The 22,415-nt window shown below is 73.0% G+C and carries 21 protein-coding genes and 1 pseudogene; 15 read left to right on the top strand and 7 right to left on the bottom strand.

Features of this window, described 5'->3' with window-relative positions; all coding sequences use genetic code 11:
• Positions 1–7: 7 nt before the first annotated feature.
• Positions 8–673 carry a nitroreductase gene (locus tag ACWD12_RS27830; protein ID WP_450101858.1) on the bottom strand — a complete coding sequence of 222 codons (666 nt, stop codon included), beginning with the start codon at positions 671–673 and terminating at the stop codon, positions 8–10.
• A gap of 81 nt (positions 674–754) precedes the next feature.
• Between ACWD12_RS27830 and ACWD12_RS27825 the strand changes: the two genes are divergently transcribed.
• The gene (locus ACWD12_RS27825) at positions 755–1,303 is read left to right on the top strand and encodes a GNAT family N-acetyltransferase (protein ID WP_450101857.1); all 549 of its coding nucleotides are present in this window, start codon (positions 755–757) and stop codon (positions 1,301–1,303) included.
• A gap of 643 nt (positions 1,304–1,946) precedes the next feature.
• Here ACWD12_RS27825 and ACWD12_RS27820 read toward each other — a convergent pair.
• Positions 1,947–2,627 carry a sigma-70 family RNA polymerase sigma factor gene (locus ACWD12_RS27820; protein ID WP_450101856.1) on the bottom strand — a complete coding sequence of 227 codons (681 nt, stop codon included), beginning with the start codon at positions 2,625–2,627 and terminating at the stop codon, positions 1,947–1,949.
• A gap of 255 nt (positions 2,628–2,882) precedes the next feature.
• Here ACWD12_RS27820 and ACWD12_RS27815 point away from each other — a divergent pair, with 255 nt between their 5' ends.
• The 7 genes from ACWD12_RS27815 to ACWD12_RS27785 all read left to right on the top strand — a co-directional run bounded on the left by ACWD12_RS27815 (position 2,883) and on the right by ACWD12_RS27785 (position 11,393).
• On the top strand, positions 2,883–3,194 hold the full coding sequence (locus ACWD12_RS27815) for a hypothetical protein (RefSeq protein ID WP_450101855.1): 312 nt from the start codon (positions 2,883–2,885) through the stop codon (positions 3,192–3,194).
• Between the two features lie 774 nt (positions 3,195–3,968).
• The gene (locus ACWD12_RS27810; RefSeq protein ID WP_450101854.1) at positions 3,969–5,609 is read left to right on the top strand and encodes a type IV secretory system conjugative DNA transfer family protein; all 1,641 of its coding nucleotides are present in this window, start codon (positions 3,969–3,971) and stop codon (positions 5,607–5,609) included.
• Positions 5,610–5,710: 101 nt separating this feature from the next.
• Positions 5,711–6,442, top strand: coding sequence for an SCO2525 family SAM-dependent methyltransferase (locus ACWD12_RS27805; protein WP_450101853.1), 732 nt, complete (start codon positions 5,711–5,713; stop codon positions 6,440–6,442).
• Positions 6,443–6,515: 73 nt separating this feature from the next.
• Positions 6,516–8,324 carry an SCO2524 family protein gene (locus tag ACWD12_RS27800; RefSeq protein WP_450101852.1) on the top strand — a complete coding sequence of 603 codons (1,809 nt, stop codon included), beginning with the start codon at positions 6,516–6,518 and terminating at the stop codon, positions 8,322–8,324.
• Between the two features lie 5 nt (positions 8,325–8,329).
• Positions 8,330–9,244 carry an SCO2523 family variant P-loop protein gene (locus tag ACWD12_RS27795; RefSeq protein ID WP_450101851.1) on the top strand — a complete coding sequence of 305 codons (915 nt, stop codon included), beginning with the start codon at positions 8,330–8,332 and terminating at the stop codon, positions 9,242–9,244.
• Positions 9,241–10,314: an SCO2522 family protein gene (locus tag ACWD12_RS27790; RefSeq protein ID WP_450101850.1), complete on the top strand. Its 1,074-nt coding sequence runs from the start codon at positions 9,241–9,243 to the stop codon at positions 10,312–10,314. The genes ACWD12_RS27795 and ACWD12_RS27790 overlap by 4 nt, the downstream gene beginning before the upstream one ends.
• Positions 10,311–11,393 carry an SCO2521 family protein gene (locus ACWD12_RS27785; RefSeq protein ID WP_450101849.1) on the top strand — a complete coding sequence of 361 codons (1,083 nt, stop codon included), beginning with the start codon at positions 10,311–10,313 and terminating at the stop codon, positions 11,391–11,393. The genes ACWD12_RS27790 and ACWD12_RS27785 overlap by 4 nt, the downstream gene beginning before the upstream one ends.
• 289 nt (positions 11,394–11,682) lie before the next feature.
• On the opposite strand, the gene atzF is transcribed toward ACWD12_RS27785, so the two are convergent.
• From atzF to ACWD12_RS27765, 4 genes and pseudogenes are all read right to left on the bottom strand, one after another.
• Positions 11,683–13,386, bottom strand: coding sequence for an allophanate hydrolase (gene atzF / locus ACWD12_RS27780; RefSeq protein WP_450101848.1), 1,704 nt, complete (start codon positions 13,384–13,386; stop codon positions 11,683–11,685).
• Between the two features lie 8 nt (positions 13,387–13,394).
• Positions 13,395–13,994 (bottom strand): annotated as a pseudogene (locus ACWD12_RS27775) (biotin carboxylase N-terminal domain-containing protein); the annotation flags it as partial.
• Complete coding sequence (locus ACWD12_RS27770) at positions 13,991–14,713, bottom strand: GntR family transcriptional regulator (RefSeq protein WP_450101847.1); 723 nt, start codon at positions 14,711–14,713, stop codon at positions 13,991–13,993. The pseudogene ACWD12_RS27775 and the gene ACWD12_RS27770, both read right to left, overlap by 4 nt.
• Positions 14,714–14,823: 110 nt before the next feature.
• Complete coding sequence (locus tag ACWD12_RS27765) at positions 14,824–15,354, bottom strand: hypothetical protein (protein ID WP_450101846.1); 531 nt, start codon at positions 15,352–15,354, stop codon at positions 14,824–14,826.
• Between ACWD12_RS27765 and ACWD12_RS27760 the strand changes: the two genes are divergently transcribed.
• On the top strand, positions 15,353–15,931 hold the full coding sequence (locus ACWD12_RS27760) for a hypothetical protein (RefSeq protein WP_450101845.1): 579 nt from the start codon (positions 15,353–15,355) through the stop codon (positions 15,929–15,931). The genes ACWD12_RS27765 and ACWD12_RS27760 overlap by 2 nt on opposite strands.
• 40 nt (positions 15,932–15,971) lie before the next feature.
• Here ACWD12_RS27760 and ACWD12_RS27755 read toward each other — a convergent pair whose 3' ends face one another.
• Complete coding sequence (locus ACWD12_RS27755) at positions 15,972–16,685, bottom strand: SMI1/KNR4 family protein (RefSeq protein WP_450101844.1); 714 nt, start codon at positions 16,683–16,685, stop codon at positions 15,972–15,974.
• Between the two features lie 127 nt (positions 16,686–16,812).
• On the opposite strand from ACWD12_RS27755, the gene ACWD12_RS27750 reads away from it, so the two are divergent.
• The 6 genes from ACWD12_RS27750 to ACWD12_RS27725 all read left to right on the top strand — a co-directional run bounded on the left by ACWD12_RS27750 (position 16,813) and on the right by ACWD12_RS27725 (position 22,373).
• Positions 16,813–17,316 carry a hypothetical protein gene (locus tag ACWD12_RS27750; RefSeq protein WP_450101843.1) on the top strand — a complete coding sequence of 168 codons (504 nt, stop codon included), beginning with the start codon at positions 16,813–16,815 and terminating at the stop codon, positions 17,314–17,316.
• Between the two features lie 463 nt (positions 17,317–17,779).
• Positions 17,780–19,420, top strand: a complete 1,641-nt coding sequence (locus tag ACWD12_RS27745) for a sensor histidine kinase (RefSeq protein ID WP_450101990.1) — start codon at positions 17,780–17,782, stop codon at positions 19,418–19,420.
• Positions 19,420–19,830, top strand: a complete 411-nt coding sequence (locus ACWD12_RS27740) for a roadblock/LC7 domain-containing protein (RefSeq protein WP_450101842.1) — start codon at positions 19,420–19,422, stop codon at positions 19,828–19,830. Before ACWD12_RS27745 ends, ACWD12_RS27740 begins: the two co-directional genes overlap by 1 nt.
• A complete protein-coding gene (locus ACWD12_RS27735) occupies positions 19,827–20,186 on the top strand; it encodes a DUF742 domain-containing protein (protein WP_450101841.1) in 360 nt (119 codons plus the stop codon). The genes ACWD12_RS27740 and ACWD12_RS27735 overlap by 4 nt, the downstream gene beginning before the upstream one ends.
• Positions 20,167–20,814 carry a GTP-binding protein gene (locus ACWD12_RS27730; RefSeq protein ID WP_450101840.1) on the top strand — a complete coding sequence of 216 codons (648 nt, stop codon included), beginning with the start codon at positions 20,167–20,169 and terminating at the stop codon, positions 20,812–20,814. Before ACWD12_RS27735 ends, ACWD12_RS27730 begins: the two co-directional genes overlap by 20 nt.
• On the top strand, positions 20,811–22,373 hold the full coding sequence (locus tag ACWD12_RS27725) for a cytochrome P450 (RefSeq protein WP_450101839.1): 1,563 nt from the start codon (positions 20,811–20,813) through the stop codon (positions 22,371–22,373). The genes ACWD12_RS27730 and ACWD12_RS27725 overlap by 4 nt, the downstream gene beginning before the upstream one ends.
• Positions 22,374–22,415: the final 42 nt, after the last annotated feature.

Raw genomic sequence — 22,415 nt, 5'->3', positions numbered from 1 at the left:
CCGGCCGTCACCCTCCGACGAAGCTCACGGTCTCCGTGACGTGCGCCCGGCCGGTGCGCAGCGGCGGCACGCCCGCCTCCTCGTATCCCACCGAGACACCGCAGAACAGGACGAGCCGGTCGTCGGCGCCGACCGTCTCGCTCACAGTCCTGCGGTACATGGTCCACATCACCTGCGGGCAGCTGTGCAGCCCCTCCGCCCGCAGCAGCAACATGACCGTCTGGAGGTACATCCCGGCGTCACCCCACTGACCGGGCCCCATCGTCCGGTCGAGGTAGCAGAACAGCACGACGGGAGCCCCGAACGCCCCCGAGTTCAGGGCCGCGATCTTCCGGGGCCGCTCGGGGTCGTCGCGCTCGATGCCCAGCGCCGCGTACCGCTGGGCGGCCGCGGCGGAGAAGCGGTCCAGGTACGGCGGGGCCAGATCGGCCGGGTACATCGGGTACTCCCGCTCGTCGCCCGGGTCCCCGGACAGCGCCCGTGCCGTTGCGCGCCTCTTCAACTCCGCCAGGGGCTCACCGGTCACGACGTACACGTGCCACGGCTGGAGGTTCCCACTCGACGGCGCCCGCGCCGCCGTCGACAGCACTCGTTCGAGTACGTCCCGGCGCACCGGCTCGTCGCTGAACGCCCGCACGGCCCGGCGACTGTCCACGGCCTCATATACGTCCACGCCTCCGTGACCCTACCTCGCGGCGGAACGCGCGTTCGACGCCCCCGCGCGTCCCCGCGGACACGATCTAGCATGGGCGGCATGTCCAATACGTCGTCACGGGTCGAACTGCACCCGCTCACCCTCGCGGACCAGGACGAGTTCTGCTCCCTCGTGCGGGCCAGCGCCGACCTCCATCGACCGTGGATGCAACTACCCGCGACCGCCGGGGAGTTCCGGACCTGGATGCGGCGCTTCGAGGACGGCACCAACCGGGGCTACCTGATCCGCGTCCGGGAGACGGGTGCGGCGGCCGGCACGGTGAACATCAACTCGATCATCCGGGGGCGCTACCAGGGGGCGTCCGTCGGCTATGCGGCGTTCGCCCCGTCCGCGGGGCAGGGGTACATGGCCGAAGGACTGACCGCCGTCCTGCACCACGCCTTCAACGACCTGCGTCTCCACCGGCTGGAGGCCAACGTCCAGCCCGGCAACAAGGCGTCCCTGCGTCTGGTCGAACGCCTGGGGTTCCGGTACGAGGGCCTCTCGCCCGCCTACCTCTTCATCGACGGTGCCTGGCGTGACCACGAGCGCTGGTCCGTCACCGCTACGGCGCCTTGGGTGCCGGACCCTTCCCTGCCCGAGATCTGAGATCTGACATCTGACATCTGACATCAGGAAGTCACCGTCGTGGGCGGGGCACTTGTACCCGGCGGGCGCTGCGGAACGGGTGGCGTCGAGGGGACCGATGTCGGCCCGGGTGTGGTCGCCGTCTGGGTGGGCCGGGTCGACGGCTGATCCCCGGGGTACAGCGGCTTCGCCGGCGGCGCGTCGGATGGGGACGCGATTGACGCGGCGGGTGTTGCGGCCGTCGGAGAGATGGCAGGCGGCAGGCCGGGCGGGACGCTTGGCGACGGAATGCCCGGCCCCTCGGGTTTGGACGTCGGCGTCGGCGTCGGCGTGGGCGCGGGAGTCGATGCGGGCGCCGGAGACTGCGACCGTGTCGAGTCCTGCCCAACCCCCGCCGGCGGAACCGGCACCGGATCGTTCGCCGCTCCCGGATCGGGTGCGAGGACCGCCCACACGAGGACCGCAAGTCCCGTGGCTGCTCCGACGGCCAGCGGAACGGCCAGCCGCAGAACGGGCCTTCGCCACCCCTGAAGGCGCCGCGCGCCACCGGGCGGCGGCACCGGCGGTTTGGCGGGACGCAGCGTGTCCACGGTGATGCCCGCGGCCCGCTGCTGCAGGTGCGTGCGTACCCGGTCTTCCAGCGCGCGCAGTTCACGGTCCGACGTCATCGGGTTGGCTCCAGCATCCGGTGCAGCGCCTTGAGCGCGCGGTTCGCGGTGGACTTGACGGTGCCCTGCGGAACACGGAGCGTGCGCGCGATGTCCGCTTCGCTCAGCCCCGCGAAGTAGCGCAGCACAAGCACCTCGCGCTGCCGGGGCCGCAATCGGTCCAGGGCCGCCCGGAGTTCCCGGTCCGACTCGGCGCGTACCGCGTCCTCTTCGGGGGACCGCGCGGGCGGCAGCTGCGGCGGCACCCAGGCACGCGCGGTGCGGCGGCGGCGCAGCAGCGAGCGGCTGCCGTTGACGACGCCTCTGCGGAGGTAGCGCAGCGGGTCGTCCACGCCGGTCATCCGTGCCCCGTACCGGCGGTACGTCGCCGCGAAGGTGTCCTGCACGATGTCCTGCGCCGCGTCGACGTCGTCGACGAGCAGCGCCGCCAGGCGCACGAGTTCGACCCGGTGGCCGTGGTAGAGGTCGGTGATGGTGAGCCCGCCGGGCGGCGCGGCGGTGACGCCGGAAGGCAGGTCGTCGGCCGGCGGGCGAAGGTCCTCGTGGCGGTCGGCCAGTTCGCGGCCCATGCGCAGCAGCACGCCGGCCAGGTCCTGGGCGCGCGTACGGGACGGCCGCCGGAGAATCGGCCGGCGCGTTGGGCCGAACGGTCGCGACAGCGTGTTCTCCGTGGTCATACGCTCCTCGATGGAACAAAGGGGGCGGTGGCGGTCCCGTCCCGGGCGGTCCGCTTCCGAGGACCTGCCGCGTACGTCGTACGTGTGGGACCGCGCACCTGGTTGCACCGCGGGACGCGCACCGGGTGGCGCGCGTCCCGCGGCGTCGAGACGGACGCCCGGCCGGCGTCACGTCACATAGCCCTCGGGTAACTGTCCTGAAGACGTCAGGCGGCGGACTGCCTGCGCCCGCGTGTGGCCAGGAAGATCCCGCCCGTGCCGACGACGAGGAACGCGGCACCCGCGCCGCCGTACACGAGAGGCGAGGTCCCGGATCCGGTGCGCGGCAGTTCCGCCGGCACGGTCGGGGCGCTCGGCGACGCGGAAGGCGTCACGGCGGTTGGCACTGGTGTCGGCTTCGCCGCCGACGCACCCGAAGGCGCGGGCGGGAGGGTGGGCTTCTGCGTCAGAGTGGGCGGCGCACTCGGGGCCGGTGTCATGTCGGTCGGCGGAGCGACCGTCGGGGACGCCGACGGGGTCGCCGGCACCGACGGGCTGGGGACCGGGGCAGGCGTGCTCGTCGCGTAGGCGGCACCCGCGCCCGTGGTCAGGACCGCGCAAGCCGACAAGAGGACGCTCGCCGCGCCGACGCGCGCACGGCCGCGCCGGTCGGGACGACCGCGAAGGGGATGGGACAAGTCCGGGCTCCTCACAGGTTCCGTACCGCGCGGGACACGCAGTACGGGGGTCCAGACGCGCGACTCGCGAGGAGGTTCCCTCCGTACGGGAAAAATCTTCAGGACATTCGGCGGCCGGCCCGTCGGCGGTGCGCTCGACTCGCGGTATCCGCGGGGCGAGACGGCGTGGCGGCCGCGGAACCTGCGGGAGAACGCGCTCGGGTCGGATCACCGGCCGGAGGGGTGCCCGGCGGAGCGTGTGGCGGCGCCTGGCGGTGTCAGGCGCCGGCTCCGGACGAGGCGGCCGCGGCGTGGCGGCGGTGACCGGGACCGGCGGACGGATCACGGCTGCGGCCCTTCTGTCGTGCCGGAGGCGGCTGTCGACGTCCGGTGATGCCAATGACCGAAGGTCACCGGACGCGGCAGAAAGGTCAGTGAGCGCCGAGGGTGTCCCGTGGCCGCGGATCCCCCGCGCGCCGCGTGCAAATCGCACAGTCCCCGTGCGCTTCTGGCCAACTCGCGGCTCGGCACGTCCCCAGCATTGGCGGCGGGATTCGGCCGTCGTGAGACCTGTGGGCGGTGCCGCGTCCCGCGACAACGGAGGGGACGCACATGCGCACAACCACGGCCGCAGTCGGCCCGGCCGCCCGAACGCCCGTCTCCGGCACTCGGATCGGCGTCTGACGTGCCGGCGACGTTGCGGCGGCGCGGCCCCTCGCCGTACGGGTCGACCGCCGTCCTGGCCCTCCTCGCGTCGGTGGGCCTGGTGGGCGTGATCGCGACCGTGGCCTGGCGGTTCGGCGTTCCGGCGGCGGTGGCGGCGGTGGCCGCGATCGGCACGCCCACCGCGGTGTGCGCCCTGGTGCTCGTACTCCGCCGACGGCGCCGGCCGACGATCGACCGCACCGCGCGCCACCTCGCGGGGCCGCGGGATCTCCCCGCCGCCTCGGCGCGGGGAGCCGCGGCGGCGGCCGCACGCCTCGGCGCGCGGACCTCGGTGCCCGGAGTCCGCCTCGGGCGCTCGGTACGCGGCGGCCGCGACGTGTGGGCGTCGTGGGAGGACATGCACATGGACATCTGGGGGCCGCGTACCGGGAAGACCACGACCCGGGCGATCCCCGCGGTGGTGGAGGCGCCCGGCGCCGTGGTCGTGACTTCGAACAAGCGCGACATCGTCGACGCCACCCGCGGAGTGCGCGAACGCCGCGGCCCCGTCTGGGTCTTCGATCCGCAGAACCAGGCGAACGAACCCGCCTCCTGGTGGTGGGACCCGCTGACGTTCGTCGGCAGCTCGGTGGTCCGTGCCACTATCGCCGCGTCCCTCTTCGCCGGGGCCAACCGCGGGGCGCACGTGCGCAGCGACGGCTACTTCGAGCCCGCGGGCCAGGACCTGTTCGCCGCCGTGCTCCTCGCCGCGTCCGAGGCCGGACTGCCCGTCACGGCGGTCCTGACGTGGCTGCGGCGCCCCACCGACGACACGCCCGCCCGCATCCTGCGGGACGCGGGGCACGACGTGGTCGCCGCGTCCGTGGAGGCGGTGTCGGCCGGTCCCGTCACGCAGCGGGCCGGGGTGTACGGGGTGGCGTCCCAGATCGCCGCGCCGCTCACCGCACCCGAAATCGCGCGGTGGGTGACGCCGGGCGAAGGCCGACCGCGCCCGCAGTTCCGGCACACGGACTTCGGCGCGCACGACAACGGCACGATCTACCTGCTGTCCGAGGAGACCCACAAGGTCGCGGCGCCGCTCATCCTGACGCTGACCACGGCGCTGGCGTACCAGTTCGAGGGACGTGCGATCGAATCGAGCGGCGGACGCCTGGCGGTCCCGGCCGTCTTCGTGCTCGACGAGGCCGCCAACGTCTGCCCGTGGCCCGAACTCCCGTCGCTCTACACGCACTACGGTTCCCGGGGGATCATCATGATGACGATCCTGCAGTCGTGGGCACAGGGCGTCGCGGTGTGGGGGCAGACGGGCATGGCCGCGATGTGGGGCGCGGCCAACGTGCGTGTGTACGGCGGAGGTTCGGCCGACACCGGATTCCTGGGCGACCTGGCGGGCACGTCCCCGGAGTTCGAGCCTGCGACGCACCAGGTCTCCTGGTCGGCCTTCGACCCGTTCTCCCGGGCCGCCACCCGCTCCTCCCGGAGTGAGCCGGTGCTCGACGCGGCGGTCCTCGGCAGCATGCCGCGCGGACGGGCGTGGGCGCAGATCGGCGGAAGCGCGCCGATCCTCCTGCGGACCGTCCCGTGGTGGGAGGGACCGTACGCGGACCGGATCCGCGACTCGATCGCCCGCTACGCGCCGCACCCCGAGCCCGGGACGTAAGCCGGCCCGCTTCGCATCCGCCATCCGGCCGAGAAGGCCGTGCCCTGCCCGCGCCCGCGGCGCGCCACCGCACCGCGTCCAACCGCCTTTTGGGAGATGCCATGCCCGCCAACGCCGCCTACGACTGGGACGCGTTCAACTCGGACGACTACGTCGCGCACAACTACGCCCGCCTGTCCGACGCCGACCGGCGGATCCTGGAACTGCTCGGGGAGTTCTTCCGCCACTGCGAGCCGCGCGCCGGCGCACGCGGGGTCGACGTCGGGTCCGGCGCGAACCTGTATCCCGCACTGGCCATGCTGCCGTTCTGCGACGAGATCACCCTCCTCGAACACTCGTCGTCGAACCTTGCGTGGCTCAGGGCCCAGACGGCCGGGTACGCGCCGACCTGGGACGCCTTCTGGGACGTCCTGGCGGTCCACGACGAATACCGCGGCATCGGCGACCCGCGCACGGCCCTGGCGAAGCGCGCGGAAGTACGGCAGGCCGACCTGCTGGACCGGCCGGACCTGCCCGCCCCGTACGACATGGGCACGATGTTCTTCGTCGCGGAGTCGTTCTCCACATCCCAGGAGGAATTCCGGACCGCACTGTGCCGCTTCTGCGAAATGCTGCGCCCCGGCGCGCTGTTCGCCATCGGGTTCATGGAGAACTCCCAGGGCTACGTGGTCGGAGGACGCGACTACCCCGCGGTCGCGGTGGACGCTGCCGTGGTCTCCCGGGTTTTGGCGCCGTTGGCGGCGGAGCTCGATGTGGCCCGGATCGACATGGGCGACACGCCGCTGCGGGACGGCTACACGGGGATGATGCTGGCCCGGGGCCGCGTGACGTGACCTGAGCCTCGGAAGAACGCCACAAGAACACCGGGAAAGGCCCGGAAGAGACCCGGAACGAGGATTTGCGTACGTGACCAATCTGCCCAGGCGGCGGCTGCTCGACCTGTGGAAGGTGCTCGCCGCCCGAATGGCCGGGCGCTGTGCCCCCGATGCGGACGCCTGGCCTTCCCACGACTCGCTGCGTGACGCCGAGCAACTGGTGTGCCTGCTCTACCCGGCGATGAGGATGCCCGGCCTCGGCTTCGCGGACCCGGACACCACGGGCCCCGACGTACTCGCGGCACTGGCGCCGCTCGGCGACCACAAAGGGATCCCGCACACGGTGACCGAGGTCTGCGCCGAGTACTTCACGGCGTACACGGACCAGGAGGGCCGGCCGCTCTTCTCGGGCGGTCCGCTGCGCGTCCTCGACCCGGCGGACGCGCCACCGCCGACCCGGCACGCATGGGAAACCGTCGAATCCTTCTCGATCGCGGTCACGTTGTCCTTGTCGGTGCTCGCCTTCGTCCGCGAACGGGAGTCGCGGGTACGCGCGGAAGCGACCCTCGAACGCCTCGCGGTGCTGCGCGGCGCGGCGTCCACCCGGCTCACACACGCCATGAACGCCCTGTGCGAATCCTTCGTCGCCGACGTGTTCAGCCCCGACTCCGCCAAGGGCCGCACGCTGCTGACCGCCGTCCTCCCCGACGGGCCGCGGGACCAGCGCCGCCTGCGCGAGCTGCTGGCGCAACTCCAGCCCATCCGCGGCGGCCTCGGCGGCCTCAGTACCGCGGGAGACGGGCTGCGGGGGCTGGACGACGAGTCGATGCTCTTCTCCTGCGGCTGGTCGTGGGGCCGGGTCAGGACCCCCAGTCGCCCCGACCACGACGCCGACCCCGAGCCCTCCCTGCACTTCACCGTCGCCGCAATGGACGGCATCGTCGACCTGTTCTCCTCGCGGCAGACGCTGCTGCCCGGGCTCCTCAACCGTGAACAGCTCGCACTGGCCCAACAGCTACTACTGCGCTGGGAGTTGGCGCAGCGCTACTGGAGCGCGCTGGCCCGGTTCGGCGACGCGGCCTGGCCCCTCCAGGACATTCCGTGGCGAGGCGGCGACGACTCCGACTACCGGACACTGCACGTGGCCTCCATCGTCATCCACAACCTCATGCGGCAGGGCGACCCGGACGAACTGCCGCCGCAGCACGAACTGGCCCCATTGGTGGCGGTGTTGGCTGAACTGGCCGGCCGAGCCCGGATCACCCGGCGCGCCCTGCCCGGCGATCCCGCGGTCGCCCTGCACCACCCCGGCATGGTCACGCCCCTCCCCGGCACCGACCGCCACGGGCCGGCGCTGGGCTTGGCGGTCACGGACTTCGCGCCCGTACTGCTCAAGCGGACTCTTCAAGTGGCGGCGCTGACCCGGAACGTCGAGCACCGTGACGCCATGCTGTCCCTAGCCGGCGAACTCGGCGACCACGTGTGGGGGCGGCGCCTGGACGCGGGGCCGTCCGCGGGCCTTTGGGACGCCCCCGCGCGTGTCTATCCCGGCCTCATCGCGCCGCCCGCGGAGATGTCCTGGCGGATGACCGAGCGTGTCGTAGAAGTGCTGGTCGTCGCCGCCGCGGGGATTTCCGCCGACCTCGCGCCGAGCCGACGCCTCGCCGAACTGGCGGCCGACATGATCCGGGAGGCCGACCACCTGTTCGCGCACGAGATGTTGACACGTGCCACTCCGACCGCCGCCACCGACGCCGAACTGCACCTCGTCGCGGCGGTGTTGGGCCGGTCGCGCGACCAGGCCCCACGACGGCCCGGGGTCGCGGTCGCCCTGGCGGCCGAGGCGCTGCGCCGACTCGACGAGCTGAGTGCCGCGCGCGAGCAGGCGGGCAGGGGCTGAGCCGCATGCTGGTATTCGCCACCTCCGACAAGGGCGGCACCGGCCGAACGGTCACGTGCGCCAACATCGCCTACCGCCGTGCGCTGCTCGGCGACGACGTCGCGTACGTCGACTTCGACTTTGGCTCCCCGACCGCGAAGGCCGTCTTCGAACTGGACGTTTCGGACCGGCCCGCCGGTTCGGGCCTGCACACCTACCTGCGGGGCCGTGGCGGCGAACCGCGGCAGATCGACGTGTGGGCGCACACCCGGCGGCAGGAACTGCGCATGCGGCCGCCCTCGTGCGGTCGCCTGGAGCTGTTCCCCGGCGACGTCGGCGGCGGCGAGTTCGCCGCCGAGGACGCGTCCGTCGGCCCCTGTGCCGAACTCTTCCTGCGCCTGGAGGAGGAGTTCGACGTCACGTTCGTGGACCTGAGCGCGGGCCGGTCGTACGCCATCGATCTGGCGCTGCGCACCGTCACCCGGCCCGAGTTCCGGGAGACCCGGATCCGCTGGCTGGTCTTCCACCGCTGGACGCGGCAGCACATCGTCGCCACCGCCGACCTCGTGCACGGCGACCGCGGGATCCTCGCCGCCGGTGCGGCCATGGGGCACGAGCGGTCGGAACTGGCCGACCGCATCCGGTATATCCGCGCCGCGGTCCCCAAGTCCGGCCCGGCCCTCGGCGCGGGGCTGCGCCCCACCCAGGCGGAATGGCTCGTCGCCTGCGACCGCGAGCTCCACGACCTCGCCGCCGCCAACCGGCTCGGCCGGACCAACCTGCTCGGCTCGGTCCCGCTCGACCCCGTGCTCCAGTGGCGCGAGCAACTCCTCACCGACGCCGATGCGGTGGTCCGCCGCATCGCGAACCGCGAGACCGTGGACGCCCTGCGGGACCTCGCGGACGCCCTGACCAACGCGGAATCCTGGGAGGTCATGTGAGCGCCCGTGACAGCGTCGGCGTCCGCGACGGCGCCGGGGTCCGCGACGGTGCCGACCTCCCGTACCAGGAACGGGCGGAGACCGTCTTCCGCGAGTGGTCGGCCGAGGAACCGACCGAGTCCATCCCGTACGCGCACCTGTCGATCGAGCTCGGACACCTGTACATGGAGGACTTCGCGCAGGGGCCCGAGCGCCTGCGTGGCCACTTCGCCGCGGTCGCCCCTTGGATCGAGGCCGCCCGCGCGACCGCCGCGCCGCCCGGCACCCGGGCGCGGGTGAGCACGTGCTTCCTGGTGGACGACTACTTCACCCGCTTCGCCACACCTGCCGAGGTGATCCCCGAACTGCTGCGCGCCGCCGAGGAAGCGGGGCTGGTCATCGACTACCTCGCCCGCGAATCGGGCTGCGCGTCCTCCGCCGCGGGTTCCGGGCCCGCCGCACTCCTGGAAGCCCGGCTGGTGCCCGCACCCGTGGAAGGGACCAACGGGACGCGGCCGCCCGCGCACGACACCGGGTGGCTGTGCAACGGGGTGCGGACCCCGCACGGACACGGCGCCGAGGCGATGGCGCCCCGCGAGGCCTGGCGGCCGCCACGCGAGATCGGGGCGCGCAACCACTCGGTCTTCCTCGACGTGGAGTTGTGGGCCGGTGACGGGGAACAGCGCGTCTGGTCCTGTCCGTTCCTCGCGGCCGTGTGGCAACTTCTGCGTCTGGGCCTGCTGCGCGACCGCGGCGCGCCGGTGCTGCCCCCGGTCCCGTGGACGGCGCCGGAATTTCCCCGGGACTGGGACGACCTCCCCGCACTGCTCCGGCTCAACCCGGCGGCCGCCCCCTTCGCGGCGTACCGCACGTTCTCCGTGCTGGGCAGCCGCTTCCTGCCGATCGAGCATGCGGTCCGGCTGATCCTCGGCCACACCGCCGTCGATCCGGTCGTCGGCGGCCAGGCGGTCCGGCGCGCCGAGGCCGAGGGCGTGCTGCTGCCGAGGGACCCGACCGGCAGGATCGCCTACACCCTGCTCACCGGCGACGGGACCCACCGGGAAGCCTCTCCCGAGGGCGGCCGGCGGTGACCCCGCCGTTGCTCGTCGTCGGCGAGGTTCGCACCGCACTGCTGATGAACTCCCGGCCGCTCGGGCGGATCGGCGCCGAGGCGCTGCTCGCCCTGCTCGTGCACGGCGCGCACGTACGCACCGCCGAACGCCCGGTGCCCCGTGCGCTGTCCGCCGATCTCGTGGAGGCCGTCGACTGCCCGGTACGCACCGGCTCGGCCGCGAAGGCGCGCGGCGTCGGCACGCTCCTGGCCCGCGCCAAGGTCACCGGTGGACGCGTACTCCAGGCATCGACCCGCGGCGCCCTCGTCCCCGGCGGCACCCGGCGATTGCCGTGGGCGCACTACCTCGAACGCCCCGGCACCGTCGAGGTCATCGGCCGTGCCCGCGCCGACGACCTGGCCAACGGCTTTCCCGGAACGCGCCCGCCCGACCGGGAACTCGCCCCCGGTGCCGTATCCGAACGACTCCTGGGCCAGGTCCAGAGGTCCCCGGCGCTGGACCACCAGGCGACGTTCCGCGCGCGACGCACCCAACTGCGCTGGTCCGCCGCACCGTCCGAGTCCGGCAGCCGGCCCGGCGGGACCTTCACCCTGTACGGCGCCACCGAACGCACCCTCGAACTGCGCCTCCCCGCGGACCGGTTCCCCGCGATCACGGAAATCGCCGCACTCTGCGAGGACTTGGCCCTGCACGACTGGCTCCTGAGCGTCCTCGCCGAAGCCGCGGACCGCGCCTGCGCCGGCCAGTCCGACTCCGCCTCCCTGCGCCGCATCCGCCCGGCCGTGCACCAACTGATCCACCTGTGGTCGCCCGGCGTCGACACATCAGCCGAACTCCTGGCGGTGTGGGAGGACTTGGAGGCAAGACCGGGCTTCAGCCGCCAGTGGCAAACCTGCGTGGACCGCATCCGCGACTCCATGGCGCTGAACATCCTGGAGGGCCTCAGCCGGCGCCCGGGAACCCCCGACCACCTGGGCGGCGATCCGGACCCGCGCTCCCGGCCCTCGTCCCAACCGTCACCCCTCCCCTCGTCCGTGCCCTCGGAGCCCTCCGCCCCGCCACCACGAGCCGCATCAAACGGCTCCGCGCGGACGTAGGCGGCACGGCTCGACCCGACCGCCCACAGACCAGGAAGTCCAACAGCAACGACACGGAGGAGTTGACGAAGAGGGTGAATCGGTCCGAAGGAGTGGCCTGCCATCCCGACAAGCGCACGCGATCCACCCGTGCCGTTGCCGTCTCACCCTCGCGAGGCGAGTGGCGATCGCCCCCGCCTTAGTCAACCTAACAACTGCCATTTGACCCATTAAGTCCACTGTGGGATGCCCTGCTCCTCTTTTAAGACACGACGTCGGCGCGGGGTGTGCGGTGACGTGGCGGACGGATTTACTGGCGGGCCGCCAGGTAGTTCGGCCAACTCCCGTACGGCGTCACGTCGATGGCGTCGGCGCTGGGTGGCACGTCGCAGTGGAAGGCGGTGACCGCCTCGCCGCTGTCGAGGATGACCTTGCCCAGCGTCATCGGGGCGGGGAGCGCGGCCAGGAAGAGTCCGAGGGCTGCGGGGGACAGGGTCCAGCGTTCTCCTTCGAGGGCTCCGCCCTCGCCTGGGGCGGTGGCGGTGATGCCCGGCTTGGGCGGCTCGGTGCGCAGGTCGAGCATGCGGTAGTCGGGGGCGGTGCGCACGATGCCGCGCAGGCGCGCACCCGCTTCCGTGAGCTGGCCGTTGAGTGGCTGCCCGCTCCGGTGTGCGCCGAACACGACCAAGTCGACGCCGAGTTCGGGCAGGGGAGGGTCGATCGTCTCGCCGGTCAGGTGCCCGGCGAGGTCGACGCCGATCTGGTCGTCGAACGCGCGGGTGATCACGCTGACGCCGAACGGCGCCCCGTCGGCGGTTCCGGCGGGGACCGCGACGGCGGCCATGTCGAGGAGGTTCAGGAAGTTGGTGTACGTGCCCAGGCGGCTGTTGACGCCGACGGGGTCCGCGGCGACCTCCGCAAGCGTGGGGTGGCCGACGGTAGTGGGCAGGAGAAGCGCGTCGCATCCGCCGAGCAACGCCGCGGCCGTCGCCCGGGCTTCGTCGACGCGCCGCTGGTCCGCGGCGAGGTCGTGGGCGGACAGCGAGGCGGCCGCGAGGATGATCGCCGAGACGGTCGGGTCGGCACCCGGCGGCTCGGTGGCGAGGAAGTCCCCGACCGCCGCGTACCGTTCGGCGACCAGCGCGCCGTCGTAGAGGAGTTTGGCGACGGCGGTGAGCGGTGCGATGTCGACGACCTCGACCGTGGCCCCGGCGTCCGCGAGACGGTCGACGGCGGCGGCGAAAGCGGTGCGGGCGTCGTCGGTCAGCGGGGCGAGCGCGGCAGGGTCGGGGACCGCGATGCGTGGTCGCGGCGGTGCGGCCAGGCGTACGTCGGGCGGCCACCGGCGGCTGAGCGGGTCCGCATCGTCCGGCCCGGCCATGACGGCGATGGCCTGTGCCGCCAGGGTGAGGGTGCCGGCGAAGACGGTGACGCAGTCGTAAGGCCGTGCGGCGGGGACGACCCCCGTGGTGGGCACCAGGCCCACGGTCGCCTTGATTCCGACGATTCCGTTGAGGGCGGCGGGCACCCGGCCAGAGCCCGCGGTGTCGGTGCCGATCGCCAGGTCCGCGACGCCGAGCGCGACCGCGACCGCCGACCCGGAGCTGGACCCCCCGGAAATCCGCTCCGGGTGCAGGGCGTTGCGCACCGCGCCGTACGGGCTCCGGGTGCCCACCAGCCCGGTGGCGAACTGGTCGAGGTTGGTCTTGCCCAGCACGACCGCGCCCGCGTCGACGAGCCGGGCGACCGCGGTCGCGCTGCGGGGCGGTGTGTACGCGAACGCGGGGCAGGCCGCGGTGGTCGGCAACCCGGCGACGTCGACGTTGTCCTTGACCGCGAGCAGCAGGCCGGCGAGTGGGAGTTCGTCGCCCGCCGCGGTCCTGGCGTCGACGCGGTCCGCGTCCGCGAGCACGTCCGCCTCGTCCCGCAGCAGGATCCACACCTCGGGCCGGTCGACCTCCTTGATTCGCCGAAACGCCGCTTCGACACGGGTGCGTGTCGGAAAGGGGATCATGCGGCTGCCTCCAGGAACACCGTGGCGTTGCCGAACCCCGCCTGCGCGGTCCGGGTGACCTGGTCGTACGCGGCACGCAGGGCCCTCTCCTCGGCGCACGCCCGCATCCCGATGCCGCCACCGCCGGCCGCCGCTTTGGGCATCACCGGATAGCCGATCCGGTCGGCCTGCGTCACCGCGTCCTCGACACCGGCCAATAGCTCGGTGCCCGGCATCAGGGGGACGCCGGCCCGGGCGGCGGCGCCACGGGCGGTGTTCTTGGTGCCGAACAGCTCGATCTGCCCCGGTGTGGGGCCGACGAACGCCAGGCCCGCGTCCTCGCACGCCCGGGCGAAGTCGGCGCGCTCGGACAGGAACGCGTACCCCGGGTGCACCGCCCCGGCCCCCGTGCGCAGCGCCGCCTCCAGGATCGCGTCGACCCACAGGTAGCTCTCCGCGGCCGGACACGGGCCGATCCGCACCGCGTCGTCGGCCATGCGCATGTGCATGGCCCCGGCGTCCGCGTCGGAGTAGACCGCCACGGTGCGCAGCCCGAGCGCGGCCGCGGTCCGGAGGATCCGCACGGCTATCTCGCCCCGGTTCGCGATCAGCGGCGTGTCGAAGCTCATGACAGGCCCCCGTGCAACGTCATCCGCGTCAGCGCCCGGGTGGCCCGCTCCCACACCACGGCCAGCGACTCCCCGACATGGACGTGCAGCGCCCGGTAGGCCGCGTCCAACTCGCCTGCCTGGAGCAGTTCCAGGATCCCCAGATGCTCCACCACGGTCGTCGTCACCCGATCGGCCGTCAGGAAGTCGTACATGCGGATCCGCCGGATCTTCGCGTTGACCGCCACGAGCGCCGCGGTCAGCGCCGCGTTCCCGGCAGCCCGCGACAGCTCGACGTGGAACCGCTCGTCCAGGAGCGCGAACCCCGGTCCGGGCTCGGGTGGTTCGGCGCGCATCGAGCGCCACCAGAGCCGCTGTTCCGCCAGGACCGCGGGGTCGTGCCGGACGGTCGGGCTCTCCAAGGCCCGGGCGATACCGCGCAGTTCCAAGGTGACCCGGAGCTCGTACAGGTCGCGCAGCTCGGCGAGATCGGGCACCGCGACGTAGTACGCCCCGTCGGCCCGGGTCAGCAACCCGTCCGCGACCAGCCCGGCCAACGCGGCGCGGACCGGCGTACGCGAGACCCCCAGGCGCCGCGCGAGGCCGCTCTCCGTCAGCCGCTCCCGCAGCCCGAACTCCGCGCCCAGTACCGCGGTACGCAGCCGCTCCTCCACGCGGGACCCGAGAACTCCCGCAGGCCCCGGGCCTGTATCCACCCCGGTATCCACATCCGTGTCCATGCCGGGAAGGTAGGGAGCACGCGTTTCGCCGAATCCCACCTCCCGTTACGGCGCCGTTTCGATCTCCTGACAACGACCGCGACGCCGCGTTCGGGTCCCGTCGCGGGGCGTCAGAAGACGCAGCTTCCGGTCACGGGCTCGCCCGCGCGCCGGGCGTCGAGCCAGGCGATCGCGTCGTCCAGGGGTCCGCCGCCGATGGTGTGGCCCTGGTCGACGTAGAACTTGAACTCCACGCTCGTGCCCTTCTCGCACAGTTGCCTGGCCAGGCCTTCGTTCAGGCTGCTCAGCACGTCGTTGCCGCCTTGGGGTAACAACACCGGTACTGAGGTGGTGACTTCGTTGGACGCGCTGGCCCGGAGCGCGGCGTTGAGCGGGCCCAGGTCGGCGCCGGGGCGGAAGACGTCGGTGGCCGGCGGAACCGGGGTGCCCCCGCTGATACACGGCTCAGTCCAGATCTGCTCGGCGGCGGCCGCGACAGCCGGGGCGGCGGTGCTGGGCGGCGCGGCGCTGGCCGTGTCCGTGCTGGTCGGCGGGGCCGATATGGCGGGCGGCCCGGCCGAGGTCGGCGCCCCGCCCTCGGCGCCGGTGGCCCCGTCGTCGACCGGTCCCGGACAGCCGTCGGACACCACGGCCCCCACCATGGGTTCGCCGGGCTCCCCGGGCTCGCCGTTCGACGCGGAAGGCGCGGTCGCCCTGGCCGCCGTACGGGCACACCTGCCACCGGGCATCGTGGCCGCCGATCCGGTGCCGGGCTCGCCGTACGCCATGGTCCTCACCCGGGCGGACGGCGGCCGGACCGAACTGTCCTTCCAGACGGGCGACTCGGTGGCCCCCGGTTCGGCGCCGGCGGATCCGTGCGATCCGGATCTCCCTCCCGTGGCCATCGGGGCGCCGACGTACCCGTTCTCCGACTGCGTCACGGGCGTGCTGCCCGGTGGCGCGAAGACGGTGACCGCGAGCCGGACCGTCGGCGGCGACCGGCATTCGGTGCTGTACCTCGTCACGCCTGACGGCAAGTCCCGGGGGCTGGGGAGCGCCAACCGCATGACGGGCCGGCCGGACGTGCTGACCGACGCCCCGCTGCTTACTCCCGAGGAGCTCACCGCGCTGGCGTCCGAGCCGGACGTGTACGCCGCACTCGTCGGTGCCGCAGGCGATGCCGACGCGCCGGTGGCCGGTGGGCCCGGATTCTCCCCGCCCGCGACGACCGCGACGTGACAGGGGTGTTCGCCCGACGGGACGGGACGGGTGGCCGCGCTCAGGGGTCGACGTCGGCCCGGTCCGGGGCCGCCGGGCCGTCACCCGCCCGAGCGCCGTCCGCCTGCCCGACGCCGGGCAGGCCGACCGGTGCCGGGGACCAGCCGACGCCGCCACGGGGCACGCCCCACCAGGAAAGCTCTCCGTCGGGGCTGACGCACGGCTCCTCCCAGAGTCCGGGGATCGGCTGGCGACCGGTCGTCAGGGTGTCGGCCAGGGCGGCCAAGTACGTGCCCAGCGTCGCGAGTTCCTCGCCGGCGAAGGAGCTGGAGCCGTCGTGCGAGACCCAGCCCATGCGGCCTTGCCCGGGGCCGGGGCGCAGGTCGATCACGTTCAGGTCGCCTTGGAAGTGGCCGACCGGGATCCACAGGCGGTGCCAATACGGGTCCCCCTCCAGCGGGGGCAGGTCCTCCTCGTCGTCGAACAACTCCGCCTCGACCTGGTTGCGGAGCTCCCATTGGTCGACCACCCCGGCGACGGACAGGAGGTCCATCTCCGGGAAGACCCGGCAGTCCGGCTCGATGCCGTCGTGGCACGCCAGTGAGGCGGCCAGCTCCGCGGGCAGCTCGACGCCCAGCACGCGTTCGGCGGCGGCCACGGCCGCAGGATCCGCCGGGGGACCCAGCCGGGCCAGGCTCGCGGGTGCGTGCGCGGCCAGCCAGGCGTCGATCCGGGACCAGGACGCGGTGACCAAATCGGGGTTGCTCTCGACCATGCGGTTATTGTGCCGACCCTTCGCCGCCGCCGTTCGTGTCCGACCGCAACGCCGAACGCGGGTGCCATCGCCGGTGCCCATCCCCGGCGCTGATGTGCGAGGGCCCGCCCGGTAGTACAACCTCCATATGGCGTCACTCGATGACGAACTCGCGCGCCTTTTGCGGCGTCGCCGCCGCAGGCCCGGGAAATGGGTCCTGCTGGCGGTGGCCGCGCTGGTCGCGGCGTACGTGGCGGCGGTCGGCGTCCACACGCTGACGACCGACGACCTGGCCCGGGAAGACACGTGCGTGGCGTCGTATGCCGAAGACGGCGGCGCCGCGGGGCAGCTGCGCGACGCGTTGCGGCGGGTCGAGGCGTCCGGCACAGGCGCCCAGCTCGCCGAACTGGCGCCGGGGGACTGGGACGCGGTGTATGCCTTCTCCGCCGGCCTCGTCGTCGCGCAGCCCGGCGATGCCGGGCACGGCGCCCTTCGCCGTGCTGCGCACCGAGCGACGGCCGACAACTACCCGCGCCTGCCGGTGCGCGAGGGCGGGGACGTCTTCGCCTGGTGCACCGCGCACCCGAACACGTCGGCCCTCGGCGCAACGGTCCGCGCGCTCGTCGACGCATCATCGGCACGGATCTGCTGAATCCCCCGCAGATACTGCGCGTTGCCCCGGCGCGCCGGTGCCGGCGTACGGATTCGTTGGCGCGGAGTCGTCGATGCACACGCGGAGCGGCTATGCTCCCTGAGGCCCTGCGACATGCAGCGACTACCACCATTGGTCGCCTGCCTGCGGGGTCCAAACGACCGCAATGACGGGGTTGTTGCAGGCTGCCACGCTGTGGCCGGGCGTACGCGACGAGGGTGGGCTTCCGCGCGCAGGTCGCCGGCGGCGGTGGCCGCAAGACGCGCACGGCCCGTCGCGGACGGCCTGATCGGGTGGCCCGAAATGAGCGGGCGACCCGAACGGCCGGAAACCCCTTGGGGGTACGCCGGGCCGGGTCAGTCGGCGAGGCCACAAGCGTCGCCGGGTGTCCGACCGGCCGATGCCGTGTCTTGCGCGACTCTCCGTGTCTCCGTGCCCCCTCCGCACGAATCCGAGGATGTCCATGGTCCGAGTCGGGTCGCCACCCGAACCGTCACGTCCCGTTCCCGTCGGCACCGCCTGGCTGGTGCCGACCGCGTTATCGGCCGCCGCGTCCGCGGTGGTCGTCGCTCTCGTCGACGCCGACGCGCGTCTGGTGCTGGGTGTGTGCCTGGCGGTCGCCACCGGCGCCATCGCGGTGGCCACCGCGGTGGCGGGACGCCGCGGCGCACGAATACGTCAGTTGACCCGCGAGCGCGAGGCCGACGTGTCCGCGCAGTACCACCGCCATCAGGCCGAAGCGGAGTCTTTGCGGCAGTACCTCGCCGCCCAGGACGCCGCGCAGCAGCGCCTCACGGAGGATTTGCTCCCCAAGACGATCCTGCGTCTCAAGCAGGGCGAATCTGCGCGTGAGATCGTCCATGAACTTGCCGCCATCGATGAACAACTCCCCCGAGTCACCGCCGAGTTCGCGGCCTCCCAGCGCACCGTGCTGCGCCTGGTGGCGGAAGCCGTCGAGGCCGAGGAGGGCATGCGTGACTCCGCGCAGCGGGCGTTCGTCAACATCGCGCGGCGTGTGCAGGCGATCGTCCACCAGCAGGCCACCGACCTGCGGGAGATGGAGGAGCGGCACGGCGCCCAGCCGGACGTGTTCGGCGACCTGCTGCGGCTGGACCACGGTACGGCGCTGATCGGCCGGCTCGCCGACAGCATCGCGGTGCTCGGCGGCGCGCGGCCCGGCCGCCAGTGGCAGAACAACGTCCCGCTCTACAGCGTGCTGCGCGGCGCGGTCTCCCGCATCACCGACTACCCGCGCGTCGAACTGACGGCCGTCACCGAGGTCGCCGTCGTCGGCTCCTCCGTCGAGCCGCTGATCCACGCGCTGGCCGAACTCCTGGACAACGCCACGCGCTACTCCCCGCCCAAGACCGTCGTGCGGGTGAGCGCGAGCGAGGTGCAGTCCGGCGTCGCGGTCGAGATCGAGGACGGCGGAATCGGGCTCTCCGAAGAGGCCCGCCGCCGCGTCGAGCGGCTGCTCGAAGAGGCGTCCGCCGGCCTCGACCTCGCCGACCTGGGCGAGTCCCCGCGACTCGGGCTCGCGGTCGTGGGAAGGCTCGCACAGGAGCACAATTTCCGGGTGTCGCTGCGGCCGTCGGCGTACGGCGGCGTCCGCGCGATCCTCGTCGTACCCAAGGAACTCCTCACCACCGCAAGGGTGTCCATGGTCTCCGGTGCCGCTCCCGGGCTGGAGGCACTGTCCGCGGCACGCACCGTGGCCAGCGGCCCGGCCCGGTTCTCGGCCGCGCCGGTGGAGAGCGCGCCGCGCGGGCGTACCGCCAACGGACTGCCGCAGCGCCAGCGCAGGAGCCCGGCCGAACCGCCGCGGCTCGTCCCGCCCACGCGGACCGCGAGTGCGCCCGACACGGGCAGCCGGTCGGGCGACACCGGCAGCCACGCGGCACCCGGTGCCGGGGCGCGGGCCGCGTCGTCGGCCCCGTCCGAATCCGCGTCCCCCTCCGCCGGCCCGGCGCCCGAACCCGGGTTGTGGCTGGCCGCGTTCCAGGGCGCGGTGGCCGGCGACTCAGCCGCTCCGGCCGACTCCCCGGGGGCTGCCGCGCCCGCGGACGCGGCCGACGGCACGCTCCAGAATGAAGGTGAGCGGTGATGCAGAAGAGAGCCGATCTGGACTGGATCCTCAAGGATCTCGCCGACGGTGTCCCGCAGACACGGCACGTGGTCGTGCTGTCGGCGGACGGTCTGTGCATCGCCCAGCACGGCTGCGACGTCGACACCGCCGACCGCATCGCGGCCGCGTGCGCCGGGCTGCAGAGCCTGTCGGCCGCCATCGCGCTGGAACTGCCCAATGGTGACGGGCAGATGCGGCTCGTCGTCATCGAGATGGGCGGCGGTTTCTTCTACCTGATGGCCGCCGGAACCGGTGCGTACCTCGCGGTGCTCGCCGACGAGGGCGTCGACGCGGGGCTGATGGGCCAGCGCATGCGCGATCTGGTGGCACGGATCGGAGAGCACCTGAGCAGCCCGCCGCGGACCACCGCCGCCGGGCGGGGCACATGAGCGGACCGCGACGGCTCGACTGGGAAGAAGGGTCCCCCGAACGGCTGTACGTGCTCACCGGCGGCCGCAGCGGCGCCGCCCGGGAGCAACTGGACCTGGTCACCCTGATCGTGTCGCGGTCGTCGCCCGACCCGGGCCTGCAGCCTGAGCAGGCCGCCATCGTGCGGATGTGCGGGTATCCGCTGTCCGTGGCGGAGATCTCCGCCTACCTTTCCTTACCTGCGAGCGTGGTCATGGTGCTGCTCGCCGACCTGCTCGCCGACGGCCGGGTGGAGGCCCGGCCGCCGATCCCGGCCGCGTCGCTGCCCGACGCCGAACTTCTCGAGGCGGTGATGCATGGACTACAGAATCTCTGACCCCGTCCCGGACGCATCTCTCGGCGAGCCCGTCGGCCCGCGTCCGCAGGACGCGCTGCCGGACACGGTCACCACGGCCGTGAAGATCGTGATCGTGGGCGGCTTCGGGGTCGGCAAGACCACGATGGTCCGCGCGGTCAGCGAGATCCGGCCGCTGACCACCGAGGAGACCATGACGCGGGCCGGCGAGGGCGTCGACCACGTCACCGGCATCGAGGACAAGACCGAGACCACGGTCGCCATGGACTTCGGCCGCATCAGCCTCAACGAACGCCTGGTCCTCTACCTGTTCGGCACCCCAGGCCAGGAGCGGTTCTGGTTCCTGTGGAACGGACTCTTCGACGGAGCGTTGGGGGCGGTCGTCCTGGTCGACGCACGCCGCCTGGAGGTCAGCTTCGACATCATCAGCCGCCTTGAGGACCGCCGCATGCCGTTCGTCGTCGCGGTCAACGCCTTCCCCGACGCCCCACGGCACGAACTGGCCGAACTGCGTGAGGCATTGGACCTGCCCGACTGGGTCCCGATGGTCGACTGCGACGCCCGCAACCGGGCATCCAGCCGCGATGTTCTGCTCGAACTGACGCGCTACCTGCACGCGATGACGCTCGCACAGACGGAGACACGATGAGCAGCACTCCCACCGACGAAGCCCCGCACGGCGGTACGGCCATTGACGGGTCGGTCCCGCCCCCGGGGTGCCCCGCCCACGCGGGCGCCGCGGCTGCCGGGCGCGAGGACGTCGTCCGGCTCAACAGCCCCGAGCACCAGTCCGACCCGATGGGAGTGTACGAGCAACTGCGTGCCCGGTACGGCCCGGTGGCGCCGGTGCTGGTGGAGGGCGACCTGCCCGCGTGGCTGGTCCTGGGCTACCGCGAGAACCTCGAAGTGGTCCGCACCCCCAACCGCTTCTCCCGCGACTCGCGGAACTGGGGTTCCTGGAACCGCGGTGAAGTCGACGCGGAGTCACCACTGTTGCCGATGCTCGGCTGGCAGCCGCTGCTCGCGTTCCTGGACGGCGAGGAGCACCAGCGGCTCCGCAAGGCCGTGACGGACAGCCTCAACCAGCTGGACCGCCGAGGCGTGCGTCGGCACGTCACCCGCTTCGCGAACCAGCTCATCGACGCGTTCTGCGCCGAGGGCGAAGCGGACCTGGTCGGGCAGTTCGCCGAGAAGCTGCCGATGCTGGTCATGACACAGCTGTTCGGCATACCGGAGGAGTACGGTCCGCGGCTGACCGAAGCCGTGCTGGACCTGGTGCGCGGCACCGACACCGCCTTCGAGAGCAACGAGTTCGTCGTCGCGACCCTCCGGCAGCACATCGAGCGCAAGCGCCGGCAGCCGGGCTACGACATCGGGTCGTGGCTGATGGAGCACCCGGCCGGGCTCAGCGACGAAGAGGTCGTCCAGCACATGCGCGTGCTGCTGGCCGCCGCGAATCAGAACACCACCGTGTGCATCAGCAACACGCTGCGCCTGGTGCTGAGCGATCCGCGGTTCCGCGCGTCGCTGGCCGGGGCGCGGATGACGCTCCCGGACGCGGTGGAGCAGGTGCTGTGGGACGAGCCGTCCACCATGGTGTGCCCGGCACGTTGGGCCGTGGGGGACACGCAACTCGGCGACGCGGACATCAGGACGGGCGACATGCTGCTGCTCGGGCTGGCGGCGGGAAACGTGGACCCGGAGATCCGCCCCGACCTGAGCGTGCCGATGCACGGCAACCGGTCGCATCTGGCGTTTAGCGGCGGCCCGCACGAGTGCCCGGGGCAGGACATCGGCCGGGCCGTCACCGAGGCTGCGGTGGACGTCCTGCTGACGCGTCTACCGGACATTCACATTTCCGTTCCGGACGACGAACTGGTGTCGGTGTCCACTTGGCTGTCGAGGCACCTGACCGCGCTGCCGGTGCAGTTCACGCCGAAGCAGCCGGCCGCGGTCGCCGCGGAGCCCGGTACGGGCACACCCGGCCCGGAGGCATCGGCACCAGGTGCGGCCTTGGCGGTGCCCCCCGCCGCGCCGTCCGCTCCGGCCGGCGCCGAACCGCCGGGTACGACGGAGGCGCAGGCCCACCCGTCGACCCCACCGAGTGCGGTGGCCCCCGCGCAAGCGGCAGGCGCACCGCCGGTGCTGACGCCGCGTCGGCCTTCCCTGTGGCGGCGGCTCGTCGGCCGGGTCCGGCGCCGCGGCTGAGGCACCCGCGCTCGCCTGGCTCCCGAACGGCAGTTCGGGAGC

It is taken from the genome of Streptodolium elevatio (assembly GCF_053592165.1).
This window is presented reverse-complemented; position numbering and strand designations above follow the sequence as displayed.

What these genes read in the sequence shown, in the direction of transcription:
- ACWD12_RS27825 (WP_450101857.1), top strand. Translation starts at nt 755, where the DNA reads ATGTCCAATACGTCGTCACGGGTCGAACTGCACCCGCTCACCCTCGCG.
- ACWD12_RS27820 (WP_450101856.1), bottom strand. Translation starts at nt 2,627, where the DNA reads ATGACCACGGAGAACACGCTGTCGCGACCGTTCGGCCCAACGCGCCGG.
- ACWD12_RS27805 (WP_450101853.1), top strand. Translation starts at nt 5,711, where the DNA reads ATGCCCGCCAACGCCGCCTACGACTGGGACGCGTTCAACTCGGACGAC.
- ACWD12_RS27795 (WP_450101851.1), top strand. Translation starts at nt 8,330, where the DNA reads ATGCTGGTATTCGCCACCTCCGACAAGGGCGGCACCGGCCGAACGGTC.
- atzF (WP_450101848.1), bottom strand. Translation starts at nt 13,386, where the DNA reads ATGATCCCCTTTCCGACACGCACCCGTGTCGAAGCGGCGTTTCGGCGA.
- ACWD12_RS27770 (WP_450101847.1), bottom strand. Translation starts at nt 14,713, where the DNA reads ATGGACACGGATGTGGATACCGGGGTGGATACAGGCCCGGGGCCTGCG.
- ACWD12_RS27760 (WP_450101845.1), top strand. Translation starts at nt 15,353, where the DNA reads ATGGGTTCGCCGGGCTCCCCGGGCTCGCCGTTCGACGCGGAAGGCGCG.
- ACWD12_RS27765 (WP_450101846.1), bottom strand. Translation starts at nt 15,354, where the DNA reads ATGGTGGGGGCCGTGGTGTCCGACGGCTGTCCGGGACCGGTCGACGAC.
- ACWD12_RS27755 (WP_450101844.1), bottom strand. Translation starts at nt 16,685, where the DNA reads ATGGTCGAGAGCAACCCCGATTTGGTCACCGCGTCCTGGTCCCGGATC.
- ACWD12_RS27750 (WP_450101843.1), top strand. Translation starts at nt 16,813, where the DNA reads ATGGCGTCACTCGATGACGAACTCGCGCGCCTTTTGCGGCGTCGCCGC.
- ACWD12_RS27745 (WP_450101990.1), top strand. Translation starts at nt 17,780, where the DNA reads ATGGTCCGAGTCGGGTCGCCACCCGAACCGTCACGTCCCGTTCCCGTC.
- ACWD12_RS27740 (WP_450101842.1), top strand. Translation starts at nt 19,420, where the DNA reads ATGCAGAAGAGAGCCGATCTGGACTGGATCCTCAAGGATCTCGCCGAC.
- ACWD12_RS27735 (WP_450101841.1), top strand. Translation starts at nt 19,827, where the DNA reads ATGAGCGGACCGCGACGGCTCGACTGGGAAGAAGGGTCCCCCGAACGG.
- ACWD12_RS27730 (WP_450101840.1), top strand. Translation starts at nt 20,167, where the DNA reads ATGGACTACAGAATCTCTGACCCCGTCCCGGACGCATCTCTCGGCGAG.
- ACWD12_RS27725 (WP_450101839.1), top strand. Translation starts at nt 20,811, where the DNA reads ATGAGCAGCACTCCCACCGACGAAGCCCCGCACGGCGGTACGGCCATT.